This window comes from Janthinobacterium sp. SUN206 (genome assembly GCF_030587305.1).
GTDB lineage: Bacteria > Pseudomonadota > Gammaproteobacteria > Burkholderiales > Burkholderiaceae_D > Janthinobacterium > Janthinobacterium kumbetense.
The window spans coordinates 177,106-193,360 of record NZ_JAPWIB010000005.1 but is presented as its reverse complement, the minus strand read 5'-3'; the positions used below and the strand labels follow the sequence as shown (position 1 = coordinate 193,360).

The following is a 16,255-nucleotide window of genomic DNA, read 5'->3' as shown; positions in this document are numbered from 1 at the left end:
AGCGGAAAACTCATGCCGGGAGCCAGGCTCCCGGCAATAGGTGGATCAGTCCAGCTTCCAGGCGTAGTCGACCTTGGTCCAGGTCTGCGCTGCGGCGCCATCCTTGGTGCCCGGCTTGAACTTGCACGCGGACAGGGCCTTGATGGCGGCCTTGTCCAGGTTCTTGAAGCCGCTGCTCTTCTCGACTTTCGAATCGGCAACGCTACCATCGGCATTGACCAGGAAGGACATCGTCACGGTGCCCTGCTCTTCGTTCATCAACGAAGCTTTCGGATAGTCGGCCTTGCAGTTCTTGGCATCGAACGACGCCGGCACCTCGGCAGCGAAGGCTGCGGAAGAAACGGACACCAGCAAGGCTGCTGCAACACTCATCAAACGCTTATTCTCAAACATGTGCTTCCCCATGATTATCAGATACGGTAATTACAACTTCCTGTGCGCTGTTGGCCGCGCTTAAAACTCTTCCCACTCGTCATTACTGCCGGCGCTTGCCGCCTTGCGCGGCGCCGGAGCAGCCACGGGAGCTGCCGCTTCCGCCTTGCGTGCCAGCGATTTCACCGGGCGCAATGCGGGCGCCGGCTTGCGCGCGGCAACGGGCGCAGCCACAGCCGCTACGGGGACCGGTACATACGCTGCCGGCTTTTCTTCGCCTTCGACCAGTTTGAAGATGCTGACCACGTGGGCCAGTTCGGCCGCCTGGTCTTGCAAGCTTTGCGCCGCGGCGGCTGCCTGCTCCACCAGGGCCGCATTTTGCTGCGTCATGCCATCCATCTCGATGATCGACAGGTTGACCTGTTCGATGCCGGCGCTTTGTTCCTGGCTGGCACTGGCGATCTCGCTCATGATGTCGGTGACGCGGCGCACGCTGTCGACCACTTCGCCCATCGTCACGCCAGCCTGACCCACCAGACGCGTACCGCGTTCCGTCTTCTCGGCCGAATCGTCGATGAGGATCTTGATTTCTTTCGCCGCGCCAGCGGAGCGCTGGGCCAGGTTGCGCACTTCCGACGCCACCACGGCAAAGCCGCGGCCTTGTTCGCCGGCGCGTGCCGCTTCCACGGCCGCGTTCAGCGCCAGGATGTTGGTCTGGAAGGCGATGCCATCGATCACGCCGATGATGTCGACAATTTTCTTCGCCGATTCATTGATCGAGCTCATGGTGTCAACCACTTGCGACACCACGGAGCCGCCCTTCAGGGCCACGTCCGACGCGGTGGCGGCCAGCTTGTTGGCTTCGCGCGCATTGTCCGCATTCTGTTTCACGGTCGAGGTCAGCTCTTCCATGGCCGACGCCGTTTTCTCCAGCGCGCTGGCCTGCATTTCCGTGCGCGACGACAGGTCGATATTGCCGTCGGCAATTTCACGCGACGCCGTGCCGATGGTTTCCGTACCGACACGTACCTGGCCGACGATGCCCACCAGGCTGTTGCGCATTTCCTTCATTTCCGCCAGCAGGCTGGAATTGTCCGATGGCTGCGTGTGGATGCCGATCGACAGGTCGCCATTGGCGATGCTGCCGGCGATCGATGCCGTGTAGTCAGGCTCTCCGCCCAGCTGTTTCAGCAAGCCGCGGGTGATCACCAGTGCCGCCGCCACGCCCATCGCCACGGCCAGTACGCCGAGGATGATCATGAACAGGCGCGCGCTGTCGAAGGCCTTGCGGGCGTCCGATTGCATCTGCTCATTGAGCTTGTCTTCCAGCACGGCCAGTTGCTCCAGCGCTTCCATCCATTTTTTCTGTACCGGGCGGATTTCCTTGATCATCACGCGCGTGGCGCCTTCCGCATCGTTGGCCATCCACAGCGCGGACGCCTTGGCGATGGCCGGCATGGCGGCGGCTTCGTATTCCTTGATCGAGGTCAGCAGGGCTTTTTCTTCAGAAGTCGACTCGACGGCAAATTTCTCTTCGAGCTTCTTCTGCGTTTCCTGATAGGTGCTGGTCTGCGTCTTGATACGCGCCATTTCCGGCTCCATATCGCCCGCGTCGGTCATCAGGGTCAGGATGCGCAGCGAGGTGATGCGGTCGCTGACGTTGCCACGCATATCGATCACCAGGCGGGTGACGACGTTATTGACATTGATCACGTGATCGAGACGTTCCTGGATTTGCGCCATGCGCGCGATGCCGAGGACGGTCACGGCCACCAGCAGAACCAGTACCAGGGCGAAACCCAGGCCCAGGCGGGTACCAACCTTCATTTTTGCTAAATTCATTTCGGCTCTTCGTAAATGAAACTATTGATAAGGATTTTTGCCCGGCACGACAAGACGAAGGCTGCGCAACACCGGCATCCGCCCTTACCCATTGGTATGCTGGCGGTATCCGGCCGCACGCAGCCTGGGGTACTTCCTGGTCTACAACAGCCCTGAAAACCACCAGTGACTGCGAATGCAAATTTGTTCCACGGACTGAATTTTTGACACCGATGATGTGAGATCAACATCAAACATTCATATGAGAAATATTTGTCTATAATCAATTATAGGTGTAAATTTTGCCTCAAAGCAAGCAATAAGTACCTGAATAAATGGCTGATTAACTTTCTTCGGGGAAATGGCAACAACGCCGTTTCTTGCCCCATAGAAATGCCCCACGACAGTGCGGCCGTGCGCCGAAACAGCGCATTTACAACACATGGCATAGCCATATGACATCGTTTCGGAAGTGGTATTCAGAGGAGGGGGTGGTACGGACAATACCAGTGCGCCGGGGCACCGGTATAGACAAGTTTGCTCAGCGGTCCCAGCTGCAATGCATCACATAGGCATGACGCTCTGTGCCAAAGACAAAGACGCTCCAGATGGCGCCCAATTGACTGGCCAGGCTGCGCTGACCGGATGATACCAGTTGATACCAGCGGGGCGCACTGCCCAGCAGTTCGGCCAGTTCGTTCTCGAAACCATCGAACAGGCGCGCATCGAGCGGCTGGCGGTCAGCCTCGCTCGCCGGGTGCAAGCGCTCGAGCAGCCACTGGCGCGGCGTGCACAGGACGCCGCTGCACACCACGCTCTCGATGGGCTGCAGGCGCATGCCGTCCGGTGCGATCTCCAGCGCGCGGCACAGCGCGTCGAACGCCGCCTGCGGTGCCACAGGGCCCAGACAGGAGCATGCGAAAAGGCTGCCATCGTCCTTCAGCGCGCTGACGGCTTGCAGGTAGCCGTCAATCTGGCGCGCAAGACCGTGGCAATCGCCGCTCATCAGGCAGGCAACGACAGGCGCGCCGCCGCTTCCAGCAGCAAACGGGGGTCGCCCGAAGCCAGCTTCTTCGAATCGGACAAGGTCTGGCGGAAGCCGCGCGCGCCGGGCAGGTTTTGCATCAGGCCCAGCATGTGGCGCGTGATGCTGTTCAGTTTCAAGCGCCCCGCCTCTTTCTCCAGCTGCGCACTAATATAAGGAATCATCGCTTCGAGCACCTGTTCGCGCGTCTTGACGGGAGCGTCGTCGCCGTAATAGCGCTGGTCGAACTGCGCCATCACGTACGGATTGTGATACGCCTCGCGGCCCAGCATCACGCCGTCCAGGTGCTGCAGGTGCAGGTCGATTTCCTCGAGCGTCTTGATGCCGCCGTTGATAATGAACTCAAATTGCGGAAAATCACGCTTCAAACGGTAGGCATAGTCATACTTGAGGGGCGGCACTTCACGGTTTTCCTTCGGACTCAGCCCTTTCAGGATGGCGTTACGCGCATGCACGATAAACGTCTTGCAGCCGGCGTCGGCCACGGTGCCGACGAAGTCGCGCACGAAGTCGTACGATTCGCTGTCGTCGATGCCGATGCGGTGTTTCACCGTGACGTCGATATCGACCACGTCGCGCATGGCTTTCACGCAGTCGGCCACCAGTTGCGGCTCGGCCATCAGGCAGGCGCCGAACGCGCCCTTTTGCACGCGCTCGGACGGGCAGCCGCAGTTCAGGTTGACTTCATCGTAGCCCCACTGCTGGCCCAGCTTGGCGCTGGTGGCCAGGTCCGTCGGGTCGCTGCCGCCCAGCTGCAGCGCCACCGGATGCTCTTCCTCATTGAAGCGCAGATAGCGCTCCACGTCGCCGTACACGAGCGCGCCCGTCGTCACCATCTCGGTGTACAGCCAGGTGTGGCGCGTGATTTCGCGGTGGAACTTGCGGCAATGGCGGTCGGTCCAGTCCATCATCGGGGCAACGGACAGGCGGCGGGAAGGCAAAGAAGAGGAAGTCATGGTGTCTACAAAAAACAGGAGCTGCAAATGACAAACCCGCTGCGCGCCTCACCAGTGACGGTGACGCGGCGCAGCGGGCCGGAGCGGCATGGCCCGCAGGCCATGCTCTACAACAGATTACGAATCACGCGACGCTTTTTTACGCTCGTGCTCTTTCAGGAAGCGCTTGCGCAGACGGATCGATTTAGGCGTGATTTCCACCAGTTCGTCGTCTTCGATGAATTCGACTGCGTATTCCAGCGACATCTGAATTGGCGGTACCAGGCGCACCGCTTCGTCGGTACCCGACGAACGCACGTTGGTCAGCTGCTTGCCCTTGATCGGGTTGACGACCAGGTCGTTGTCGCGCGAGTGGATACCGATGACCATGCCTTCGTAGACCGGGTCATTGTGCGACACGAACATGCGGCCGCGGTCTTGCAGTTTCCAGATGGCGTAAGCAACAGCGGCGCCGTCGTCTTGCGAGATCAGCACGCCGTTACGACGGCCAGCCATTTCGCCACGGGTGTTGTCGACTGGTGCGTATTCATGGAATACGTGGCTCATCAGGCCGGTGCCGCGGGTCAGGGTCATGAATTCGCCCTGGAAGCCGATCAGGCCACGCGCCGGGATCAGGTACTCGAGACGCACGCGGCCCTTGCCATCCGATTCCATGTTTTGCAGGTCGCCACGACGACGGCCCAGTTCTTCCATGACGCCGCCCTGGTTGGCTTCTTCCACGTCGACCGACAGGTTTTCAAACGGCTCGTGGCGCACGCCATCGACCATTTTGAAGACCACGCGTGGACGCGAAACGGCCAGCTCGAAGCCTTCGCGACGCATGTTTTCGATCAGAATCGTCAGGTGCAGCTCGCCGCGGCCCGATACTTCGAAGATCGTGTCGTCGTCGGTTGGCGCCACGCGCAGAGCAACGTTGGCTTTCAATTCTTTTTCCAGACGGTCACGCAGTTGACGCGAGGTAACGAACTTGCCTTCGCGGCCAGCCAGTGGCGAGTTGTTGACCATGAAGTTCATGGTCAGGGTCGGCTCGTCGACGGTCAGCATAGGCAGCGCTTCTGGCGTGTCCACTGCGCACAGGGTCGAACCGATACCGATTTCGTCGATACCGTTGATCAGGCAGATGTCGCCGGCGACGGCTTCGTCCACCAGCACGCGCTCCAGGCCCTTGAAGTTCAGCACCTGGTTGATGCGGCCCTTGATCGGGGTCGCGCCTGGGCCATTGATGACCAGCACGTCCTGGCCGACTTTGACGGTACCGCGGTTGACGCGGCCAATGCCGATCTTGCCGACGTACGACGAGTAGTCCAGCGAGGTGATCTGCATTTGCAGCGGGCCTTCCGGATTGTCGTCACGTACTGGAACGTGTTCCAGGATGGCGTCGAACATCGGCTTCATGTCGCCGCCGCGCACGTCTTCGGTCAGGCCGGCATAGCCGTTCAAGCCCGAAGCGTAAACGATAGGGAAGTCCAGTTGTTCATCGGTAGCGCCCAGCTTGTCGAACAGTTCGAACGTCTGGTTGATGGCCCAGTCCGGACGTGCGCCTGGACGGTCGATCTTGTTGACGATAACGATAGGCTTCAGACCCAGTGCCAGCGCCTTGCGCGTGACGAAACGGGTTTGCGGCATCGGGCCTTCTTGTGCATCGATCAGCAGCAGAACCGAGTCCACCATCGACAGAACACGTTCCACTTCGCCGCCGAAGTCGGCGTGGCCTGGGGTGTCGACGATGTTGATGTGGGTGCCTTCGTACTCAACGGCGCAGTTCTTCGACAGAATCGTAATGCCGCGCTCCTTTTCCAGGTCGTTCGAGTCCATGACTCGGGTGTCGACCGCTTGGTTTTCACGGAAGGTGCCGGACTGGCGCAGCAGCTGATCCACCAGCGTGGTTTTGCCGTGGTCAACGTGGGCGATAATGGCGATATTACGAATTGCGCGTTTTGTATTTGACATGGTCGTAGTAGTTACTGAAAAACTGCGGAGTGCGTACAAGATGTACGAGATACCCGAATGCTAATCTATTTCCGGAACCGCGTAGTATAGCATGTTGCGTTGCAACGCTATCTAAAAATGCTGGCGGCTCCCGCAGTCGGGGACGGTTTGTTTAAAAAAGCGACACTGTTTAACGAGTGTCGCTGGGTAATATGACGTTGCTGTGACTTATTGATACGCCGTGGCAATCAAGCGTTCTGGCGCCAGGATGCTGTATTCCTGCAACTGGCCCGTACCCAGCAGTTTGCTGTCGTGATACACGCGCACCCTGCCCGGCTCGGCTGGCACGGCGACGTCTTCCTTGCCCAGCGCAATGCGCTGGCCGTGCAGGAAACGCTTGGCCAATTCTTCCGTCAGCTGGACGGCGGGAAAGCTCGACAATAATGCATCGACGGGCGCCAGCAAGCTCAACGGCGCGGCGTGCGCCGTCAATTCATCGAGCGTGACGACGCCGTCAAGGGTCAGGTTGCCCACGTGGGTGCGGCGCAAGGCGTTCAAATGGCCGCCGCAACCCAAGGCATGGCCGATGTCTTCGCCCAGCACGCGGATATACGTGCCCTTGCTGCACATCACGGACAATTTCAGGAACGGGGCTTCGTAGCCGAGGAACTCGAGCTTGTGGATGGTCACCGGGCGCGCTTCGCGCTCCAGGGTGATGCCGGCCCTTGCATACTCATATAAGGGCTTGCCGTCTCTTTTCAAGGCCGAGTACATGGGCGGCGTCTGCAGGATAGGCCCGCGGAACTGCGCCAGCACGGCTTCGATCTGCTCTTCGGTGACGTTGACGTCGCGCGTTTCCAGCACTTCGCCTTCCGTGTCGCCCGTATCCGTCGTCTGCCCCAGGTGCACCAGGGTTTCGTAGGTTTTATCGGCTTCCAGCAAGTCCTGCGAGAATTTCGTCGCCTCGCCAAAGCACAGCGGCAGCAAGCCTGTGGCGAACGGATCCAGCGTGCCCGTATGGCCCGCCTTCTTCGCGTTCAGCACGCGCTTGGCCTTGATCAGGGCGTCGTTGCTGGACCAGCCGACAGGCTTATCCAGCAGCAAGACGCCATCGACCAGGTCGCGCACCCGCTTGATGCCCGGTGGTTTCTTCGGACCCGCCACTGTTATTGCTCGTCCGTCTCAGGTTTCGCGTCCGGCTCGGCGTCAGCCGCGCGCGTGGCGTTGGCCTTGTCGATCAGCAAAGACATTTCCATGCCGCGCGACGTCGAGCTGTCGTGCACGAAATGCAACATCGGCAAGGTGTGGATGTGCAGGCGCTTGCCCAGCAGGCCACGGATGAAGCCGGCCGCGGCCATCAGGCCTTCGGTGGTGTTCTTGATGGCTTCCTTGCTGTCTTTCAACATCGTGAAAAACACCTTGGCGTGCGCGTAATCGGGCGTGATCTGCACTTCGGTGATGGTGATCATCGTGCCGACGCGCGGATCCTTCAATTCGTAGGCGACGATTTCTGCCAGATCGCGCTGGATCTGGTCGGCCACGCGCAAGCCGCGCGCTGGCATGGTTTTGCTATGTTTAGCCATGATTTTATGCTGTCCTAAGTGCCGCAGGGCGCATGGGTCAAACGGTTGCCCGTTGACCAATGCGCCCCACGTGTTTGCGCGGACAAAGATATGTCCGCGCCATTACTGCTGTGATTACAGGGTACGAGCGATTTCCTGGACTTCGAACACTTCCAGCGTGTCGCCAACCTGAATGTCGTTGTAGTTCTTCAGCGACAGGCCGCACTCCAGACCGGCGCGAACTTCTTTCGCATCGTCCTTGAAGCGTTTCAGGGAGTCGATCTCGCCGCTCCACACCACGATGTTGTTGCGCAACAGGCGGACGGAAGAAGCACGCTTGACCACGCCATCGGTGACCAGGCAACCGGCAATCGCGCCCACTTTCGAGACCAGGATGACCTGGCGGATCTCGACCTGGCCGATGACCGTTTCGCGTTTCTCTGGTGCCAACATGCCCGACAACGCCGATTTGATCTCGTCGATCGCATCGTAAATGATGTTGTAGTAGCGAATGTCCACGCCATTCGACTCGGCCAGCTTGCGTGCCTGGGCATCAGCACGGGCGTTGAAGCCGATGATGACCGCTTTCGAGGCGACTGCCAGGTTGACGTCCGATTCCGTGATGCCGCCGACGGCAGCGTGTACCACTTGTACGCGCACTTCGGAGGTCGACAGCTTCTGCAGCGAACCGACCAGCGCTTCTTGCGAACCTTGCACGTCGGTTTTGATGATCAGTGGCAAGTTTTTCACTTCGCCTTCGGCCATCTGGTCGAACATGTTTTCCAGTTTCGCAGCTTGCTGTTTCGCCAGTTTCACGTCGCGGAACTTACCTTGACGGAACAGACCGATTTCACGCGCCTTGCGCTCGTCAGCCATGACGACGACTTCTTCACCGGCAACCGGCACTTCCGTCAGGCCCTGGATTTCGACCGGAATCGAAGGACCCGCTTCAGCGATGGCTTTGCCGTTCTCGTCCAGCATCGCGCGAACACGGCCATACGAAGAGCCAGCCAGGATCACGTCGCCGCGGCGCAAGGTACCGGACTGCACCAGGATCGTCGCGACAGGACCACGGCCCTTGTCCAGACGCGCCTCGACTACCAGACCGCGCGCTGGCGCTTCGACCGGTGCCGTCAGTTCCAGCACTTCGGCTTGCAACAGCACTTGTTCCAGCAGGTCGTCGATACCTTGACCCGTTTTGGCCGACACCGGCACGAATGGCGATTCGCCACCGTATTCTTCCGGCACGACTTGTTCAGCGACCAGTTCCTGCGTCACGCGGTCAACGTTGCCGCCTGGTTTGTCGACCTTGTTGATCGCCACCACCAGCGGTACGCCGGCTGCTTTCGCATGGGCAATCGCTTCTTTCGTTTGCGGCATCACGCCATCGTCGGCGGCAACCACCAGAATGACGATGTCGGTTGCCTTTGCGCCACGGGCACGCATGGCGGTAAACGCTTCGTGACCCGGGGTGTCGAGGAAGGTGATCATGCCGCGTGGCGTATCGACGTGGTAAGCGCCGATATGCTGCGTAATGCCGCCCGCTTCGCCGGAAGCAACCTTGGCGCGACGAATATAGTCCAGCAGCGAGGTCTTGCCGTGGTCGACGTGACCCATGACGGTGACCACCGGTGCGCGTGGCTTGGTTTCGAAGTGCGCGTGTTCGCCCACATCGGCCAGCAGCGCTTCCGGATCGTCCAGTTCGGCGGCGAACGCCTTGTGGCCCATTTCTTCCACCAGAATCATGGCGGTTTCCTGGTCCAGCACCTGGTTGATCGTGCACATCTGGCCCAATTTCATCAAATGCTTGATGACTTCGGATGCCTTGACGGACATTTTGTGCGCCAGTTCGGCCACGGTGATCGTTTCCGGTACGTGCACGTCCTTGACGACGGCTTCCGTAGGGGCCTGGAAGTTCGATTCACGGTCGTCATGGTGCGTCGGGCGACGGCCCTTCGCGCCACCGCGCCAGCTATCACGGCCGCCTGGGCCGCTGTTGCCGCGTGGTTTAGGACCACCGGTGGTGCCGCGTTTTTTCGCGTCATCGGACCAGGTGGACGACACATTCGCCGACTTGATGGATTTCTTGTCTGCAACAGCAGGCTTCTTGTCGCCCGGCTTGTCGCCAGGTTTCTTGTCCGCAGGCTTGTGCAGCGTGCCTTCCGGCGCCTTCGGCTTGACCGGTACCGGTGCAGGCTCAGGAGCCTTGATGGCGCGGCGTGGCGCGTTCATCATGGCCTTGATCTGGGCGACTTCGTCGGCTACGGCCTTGCGTGCACGCTCGGTGGCTTCCGCTTTGTCAGCGGCTTCCTTGGCGGCAACAGCAGCGGCGGCGGCTTTCTTCTTCGCTTCTTCAGCGGCAGCAGCTTTTTTCGCTTCGGCGGCGGCGTCGTCAACGACAGGCGCAGCGGCGCTGGCGGCAGGAGCGGCGGCAGCCTTGGCGGCCGCTTTCTTCGCTTCCGCTTCAGCTTCTTTCTTCGCAGCCAATTCAGCCTGTTGCGTGGCTTTCGCCTGGGCTTCTTTTTCCGCGTCGAGCTTGGCCAGACGTTCTTGCTTTTCGCGCAGATCGGCTTCCTGGCGGGCGATCAGTTCAGCCTGTTTACGGGCTTCTTCTTCACGGCGCGCCACGTCGGCGGGATCGATCACCGGTGCGGCAGGCGCGACCGGTTCAGCTGCGACCGGCGCAGCTTCGTCACGCTGGACGAAAGTGCGTTTCTTGCGCACTTCCACCTGGATGGTGCGCGATTTGCCGGTGGCGTCAGCTTGCTTGATTTCAGTCGTTTCCTTGCGGGTCACGGTGATTTTCTTCTTTTCTGTGTCAGCCGCTGCGCCGTGTGTGCGGCGCAGATGATCCAAAAGCTTGTCCTTATCATCTTTCGACAATGGATCTGACGTCGAACTTTTCTCGACGCCGGCAGAACGCAGCTGCGTCAGCAGCAAATCTGCAGGCATCTTCAGTTCGGTGGCAAATTGGGCTACGTTGTTACTCGCCATTCAGTCCTCTTTTCTATGTGTCGCGGAGATGATAAAGATACTCAAATTAAGCCTTTGCGGATTCGGCCAGACTCCATGCCTTGGCTTGCAACGCCTTGGCACGATCGTCGTATTTCGAGTCAACCAACTTCATCTCATCGTCGGTCACATCTTTAAATTCACTTGTAATCAGTTCACGCGCACGGTCCGCAGACAAGGCCAGGATTGCGCCAAATTCGTCGTATGCCAGTGCTGCAAATGCTTCAACGGTCTTGATACCAGCCAGACCCAGCTTGCCGGCGGTAATGCGGTCCATGCCTTCCAGACCGACCAACGCCTCGTCCATGCCTTCCAGACCCTCTTCCGAAGCAATCGCTTCGGTCACGAGCGCATCACGCGCACGGGTACGGAGTTCATTGACGGTATCTTCGTCAAACGATTCGATTTCCAGCATTTCGGAAATTGGCACGTAAGCGATTTCTTCCAGACTGGCGAAACCTTCTTCCACCAGAATATCGGCCACTTCCTGGTCGACATCGAGCTTTTCCATGAACAGGATGCGCACGGCAGCCGTTTCCTGGGCAGCTTTGTCAGCCGATTCTTCGGCCGTCATGATGTTGATCTTCCAGCCGGTCAGGTCCGAGGCCAGGCGCACGTTCTGGCCGGAACGGCCGATCGCGATTGCCAGGTTTTCTTCGTCCACGACGACATCCATCGCGTGTTTTTCTTCATCGACCATGATCGACGACACGTTCGCCGGCGCCAGGGCGCCGATGACGAACTGCGCCGGATCTTCCGACCACAGCACGATATCGACACGTTCGCCGCCGAGTTCGCCGGTCACGGCCTGCACGCGCGAACCGCGCATGCCGACGCAAGTACCGATCGGGTCGATGCGCTTGTCGGCCGTGTAGACGGCGATCTTGGCGCGGACGCCGGCATCGCGGGCTGCGGATTTGATTTCCAGCATGCCTTGCTCGATTTCCGGCACTTCCAGTTCAAACAGCTTCATGATGAAGTCTGGCGCGGTACGCGACAAAATCACTTGCGGGCCGCGCATATTGCGGTCGATGCGCAAGATGAAAGCACGCACGCGGTCGCCGATACGCAGATTCTCTTTCGGGATCATCTGGTCGCGTGGCAGACGCGCTTCGATCTTGCCCGATTCGACGATAGCGTCGCCGCGTTCCATGCGCTTGATGGTGCCGGTGACGAGCGAGTCGCCGCGTTCCAGGAAGTCGACCAGGATCTGTTCGCGCTCGGCGTCACGCACGCGCTGCAGGACGACCTGTTTGGTATCCTGGGCGAAACGGCGGCCGAATTCGACGGATTCGATCGGTTCTTCGATGTGGTCATCGACTTCGATATCCGGAATCTGTTCTTTTGCCTCGAAATGCAGGATCTCCTGATCCGGCAATTGCAGGCCCGCTTCATCGGGCACCACGTGCCAGCGGCGGAACGATTCGAATTCGCCCGTTTCGCGGTCGATCGAAACGCGGATGTCTACCTCACCCTCATACCGTTTCTTCGTGGCTTGCGCCAACGCGAATTCGAGGGCGCCGAAGACGACATCTTTATCGACGTTTTTTTCGCGCGCCAGCGCGTCAACCAATAATAAAACTTCGCGGCTCATGCTTTGCGTCCCTTAAAAACCACCTGCGGCACCAAGCGTGCCTTATCCACATCCGCGAGCGTAAACTCCAACATCGCCGGACCATCCTTACCTTCAAATTCCAACGACAATTTATCGCCCACGGGTTCTTGCAAGATCCCCTGGAACGATTTCCGGTTGTTCGTACCCGGCATCGCCACCATCAGCTTGACGATGATTTCCTGACCTGCGAAACGGACAAAGTCTTCCAGCTTGCGCACCGGACGATCCAGACCCGGGGAAGAAATCTCGAGGCGCTCGTAAGGAACGTTCTCTACCGTCAACACATGCGATAACTGGTGACTCACCGTGGCACAGTCTTCGACCGTGATCGGACCTTTTTCAGCGGCATCGGCGGCGCTGAAATCAATAAAGACGCGCAGCAGTCCGCGCTCGGCACGTTCGACATCAACGAGCTCATAGCCCAGACCTGTAACTGTCTTTTCAATTAATCCCAACTGCTGCAAGAAATTCTCCAGAAATAAGGCCCGTTTTCGGCATGACAGCGCCACATCGGGCGCCTACAACATGCAAAAACACGCATTCAAGTCATATATGGCCCCTTGCGGAGCCATTACAAACGGTTCAACAAAAAAAAAATGGGCATCTGCCCATCTTCTTGTATTTCCCCAACCAGATGAAAGCACTCCCCACCAAACAACCCTGCGGAGAACTTTTATTAGGCTGCAGATTATAACCTCTTATTAACTTCGCCGCAATGCCGCACACGCGGAGCGGCCCGGCTTACAACAGTTACAAGAGCGCGCACCCGCGGCAGATCGGCGGGCGCGCAAGAAGAAACTCTTCCCGATTAACCTTTGCTGCGGCGGCGCGGCATGCCATCCATGCCGCCACGATCCATGCCGCCACGCGGCTGACCACCGGAACGTTGCCCACCAGCACCACCGCCACCCGTATTGCGGCGCGGACCCGTGTTGGCGAAGCCGAACGCCGTTTGCAGCGGATCGGGCTGGCGCGGACCGCGCTGCGGCGCGCGGCCTTCGCCACCCGGACGGCCTTGACCCTGGCCTGCCGCACGCGGCGGACGACCCTGGCCTTGCGGCGCGCCTTCGAACGATGCCGACGAGCGGGGCTGACCACCCTGGAACGGACCTTGCGGCTGGCCACGGCCAGGACCACGCGCGTCGCCTGGACGACCGGCGCCGCCTGGGCGGCCCTGGCCTTGCGGACGGGCAAACTGGCCTTGCGGCTGGCCACGGCGCGGCGCGACCGGGAAAGGATCGGCGTTGCGGTTGCTCACATCGATGCGGTTGCCATTTGGCTCGTCATCGCGGCTGGCCTTGCGCGCTTCGCGGCCCTTGGCGGCGCCAGCGGCGCGGGGGTCGCCCGATGCCGGCATTTTCTTTTCGATGCCGTAGGCGGTCAGCAGGTCGCGCACGGTGTTTTCATCCATCTCTTCCCAGCGGCCGCGTTTCAGGCCGCTCGGCAGGGTCATGGCGCCGTAGCGGGTACGGATCAGGCGCGAAACGGTCAGGCCGATGGCTTCGAACATGCGGCGCACTTCGCGGTTACGGCCTTCGCCGATCACCACGCGGTACCACTTGTTGATGCCTTCGCCGCCGCCATCGGCGATCTTCGAGAACTGCGCCAGGCCGTCTTCCAGCTCGACGCCGGCCAGCAGTTTCTGGCGCATGCCCTCTTCCAGCTCGCCCAGGGTACGCACGGCGTACTCGCGGTCGATGCCGTAGCGCGGGTGCATCAGGCGGTTGGCCAGGTCACCGGAGGTGGTAAACAGCAGCAAGCCTTCCGTATTGAAGTCGAGGCGGCCAACGGCCAGCCACTTGCCGGCTTTCATGGTCGGCAAGCGGTCGAATACGGATGGACGGCCGTCCGGGTCATTATGGCTGACGATTTCGCCGGCCGGCTTGTGGTAGACCAATACGCGTGGCGGCTTCTTGCTGACGCGACGCTGGATCAACTTGCCATTGATGCGCACGTGATCGCTCGGCAGGATGCGCTGGCCGATGTGGGCTGGCTCGCCATTGACGGACACGCGGCCCGAAATGATCAGGTCTTCCATGTCGCGGCGCGAACCGAGACCGGCTTCGGCCAGCACCTTGTGCAGCTTCGGCGCATCGTCGTCGGACGTCAGATCGCGGCGCACGACGGCTTTCTGTACGCGGCCCGTGCCGCCTTCTTCGCTGTCGAACGCGTCGGAGGTGACGAACGAGAAGACAGCATCAGCGTCGCTGAGCTTGCCCGGCGCAGCCTGGCGGCCCTTGCCCTTCTTGCGGCTCTTGCCGGCATTCTTGCCGGCGCCCGGCACGTCGTTGCGCGGACCGCGCGGCAGGCGCGGGCCGGATACGAGGTTGCCTTCGGCATCGAACACATCGGCGACAGGCGCGGCAGCTTGCTCGGCGGCAGGTGCGGCTTCGGCTGCCTGCGGCGCTTCGGCGCGCGGCGGCTGGCGCAGCGCGCGCTCCGCCTGCACGCCACGCATCTGGCGCGGACCGCGCGTCGGGCGCGCTTCGGCCGGCTTGTCGGCGACGGCTTCCGGCGCCGTTTCAGCGACGGCGGCAGCGGCCTTGGCGGCGGCGCGGGCGCGCGGCGGACGCGGTGCCGGGGCGGCAACCGCCTCGGCAGCCGCTTCGGCGGCGTCGGCCACAGCCTTCAGGGCTGGCTTGGCGCGGGTTTTCTTGGCGGCTGGCGCCGCTTCAGCAGCGGCGACGACGACGGGCGCATCGGCAGCCACGTCGGCTTTCGTGCGGCGCTTCGGCTTGGCAGCGGCGGTGTCGCCTGCAGCGGCGACAGCGGCCGTATCGGCTTCGATCTGAGCCTTGGTGCGGCGCTTGGGCTTGGCAACGATGGCTTCGTCGCTGGCGGTTACTGTCTCGGGTGTGTTCGGATTATTCATTCTTCGTTTCTTGGCTGTGCTGACCTGGCGCAGCGTCAACCGTTAGTTCTGGCGCAGGGTCGTGAGTGTAGGCTTCGTCCGTGGGCGAAGCATCGGGGCCGGCATCAAGGCTTGCTGTCACATCTACATCTGTCACAGCCGTATTGCTACCTGCACCAAGCTGGGGGACAAGCTCATTGCTTGCCTTGTCAAAATTCTCTTGCAGGGCTGCTTCCAGGGCTTCCAGCCCATTGCCCTGCATTTCACTGATTTGCTGCAACGGCGGCAGCTGGGACAGCGAATGCAAACCCAGGTCATCCAAAAACTGCTTGGTGGTGGCCAGCAAGGCCGGCCGTCCCACCACATCGCGGTAACCGATGGCATCGACCCAGCCACGGTCTTCCAGCATCTTGATCGTCTGCGAATTGACGGCAACGCCGCGAATCTCCTCGATATCGCCGCGCGTCACCGGCTGGCGGTAGGCGATGATGGCCAGGGTTTCCAGGGTCGCCCGCGAATACTTGGGCGGCCGCTCGGGAGTCAAACGGTCCAGATACATCTTCATTTCCGGGCGGCTTTGAAAGCGCCAGCCCGAAGCGAGACTGACGATCTCGATGCCGCGCCCTTCCCACTCATCGCGCAACTCTTCCAGCAATTGCTTGATCGTGTCGGCGCCGACGCCGACGCCACGCACGCGACCATTCTCGTCCGCATCGACGAACAGCTTCTTCAAGCTGTGGATCGTCAGCGATTCACGAGCGCACAGCAACGCGGTTTCGAGGACTTTTTTAGCCTCAATTGTATTCATAGCAATTCTGTGCGGATGTGTGTTGCAATTCGTATGCAGAGAAAGAAATCAAAAACGTTCATTTCAACGTAACAGAGGGCAGACATCGATGATGACGCCGTGCTGGGTTACTAGTTGAGGCTGTTTTTCCGACGCCTTGGCCGATGCGCGCAAAGCGGGACTAAAGCGGATGCAGTGAAAGTCCTGCCATCCATGGTGCTGGCCTTAAATAACCAGCAATGAAACGAACTCCGGAGCAGCTGCTTTTCCCGTGGCGACGATGCAGCCAGACGGGAAAGCGACAG

At 60.4% G+C, this 16,255-nt stretch carries 12 protein-coding genes; all 12 read right to left on the bottom strand.

Annotated elements, in window-relative coordinates; all coding sequences use genetic code 11:
* Positions 1-45: 45 nt before the first annotated feature.
* The 12 genes from O3300_RS24140 to scpB all read right to left on the bottom strand — a co-directional run bounded on the left by O3300_RS24140 (position 46) and on the right by scpB (position 15,971).
* The gene (locus O3300_RS24140; protein ID WP_077408994.1) at positions 46-393 is read right to left on the bottom strand and encodes an energy transducer TonB; all 348 of its coding nucleotides are present in this window, start codon (positions 391-393) and stop codon (positions 46-48) included.
* A gap of 60 nt (positions 394-453) precedes the next feature.
* Positions 454-2,214, bottom strand: a complete 1,761-nt coding sequence (locus O3300_RS24135; protein WP_305054335.1) for a methyl-accepting chemotaxis protein — start codon at positions 2,212-2,214, stop codon at positions 454-456.
* A 520-nt stretch (positions 2,215-2,734) separates the two neighbouring features.
* Positions 2,735-3,199, bottom strand: a complete 465-nt coding sequence (locus O3300_RS24130) for a hypothetical protein (protein WP_305054334.1) — start codon at positions 3,197-3,199, stop codon at positions 2,735-2,737.
* Positions 3,199-4,194: a tRNA dihydrouridine(20/20a) synthase DusA gene (dusA, locus tag O3300_RS24125; RefSeq protein ID WP_305054333.1), complete on the bottom strand. Its 996-nt coding sequence runs from the start codon at positions 4,192-4,194 to the stop codon at positions 3,199-3,201. The genes O3300_RS24130 and dusA overlap by 1 nt, the downstream gene beginning before the upstream one ends.
* 117 nt (positions 4,195-4,311) lie before the next feature.
* The gene (gene typA, locus O3300_RS24120; protein WP_076569139.1) at positions 4,312-6,144 is read right to left on the bottom strand and encodes a translational GTPase TypA; all 1,833 of its coding nucleotides are present in this window, start codon (positions 6,142-6,144) and stop codon (positions 4,312-4,314) included.
* A gap of 207 nt (positions 6,145-6,351) precedes the next feature.
* On the bottom strand, positions 6,352-7,287 hold the full coding sequence (truB, locus tag O3300_RS24115; protein ID WP_305054332.1) for a tRNA pseudouridine(55) synthase TruB: 936 nt from the start codon (positions 7,285-7,287) through the stop codon (positions 6,352-6,354).
* Positions 7,288-7,289: 2 nt separating this feature from the next.
* Positions 7,290-7,706, bottom strand: a complete 417-nt coding sequence (gene rbfA / locus O3300_RS24110) for a 30S ribosome-binding factor RbfA (RefSeq protein ID WP_099665290.1) — start codon at positions 7,704-7,706, stop codon at positions 7,290-7,292.
* Positions 7,707-7,820: 114 nt separating this feature from the next.
* Positions 7,821-10,679: a translation initiation factor IF-2 gene (gene infB, locus O3300_RS24105; protein ID WP_099665291.1), complete on the bottom strand. Its 2,859-nt coding sequence runs from the start codon at positions 10,677-10,679 to the stop codon at positions 7,821-7,823.
* A gap of 46 nt (positions 10,680-10,725) precedes the next feature.
* The gene (nusA, locus tag O3300_RS24100) at positions 10,726-12,291 is read right to left on the bottom strand and encodes a transcription termination factor NusA (RefSeq protein WP_077400312.1); all 1,566 of its coding nucleotides are present in this window, start codon (positions 12,289-12,291) and stop codon (positions 10,726-10,728) included.
* Complete coding sequence (gene rimP / locus O3300_RS24095; RefSeq protein ID WP_035828693.1) at positions 12,288-12,776, bottom strand: ribosome maturation factor RimP; 489 nt, start codon at positions 12,774-12,776, stop codon at positions 12,288-12,290. Before rimP ends, nusA begins: the two co-directional genes overlap by 4 nt.
* A gap of 344 nt (positions 12,777-13,120) precedes the next feature.
* A complete protein-coding gene (rluB, locus tag O3300_RS24090) occupies positions 13,121-15,184 on the bottom strand; it encodes a 23S rRNA pseudouridine(2605) synthase RluB (RefSeq protein ID WP_305054331.1) in 2,064 nt (687 codons plus the stop codon).
* On the bottom strand, positions 15,177-15,971 hold the full coding sequence (gene scpB, locus O3300_RS24085; RefSeq protein WP_077400306.1) for an SMC-Scp complex subunit ScpB: 795 nt from the start codon (positions 15,969-15,971) through the stop codon (positions 15,177-15,179). Before scpB ends, rluB begins: the two co-directional genes overlap by 8 nt.
* Positions 15,972-16,255: the final 284 nt, after the last annotated feature.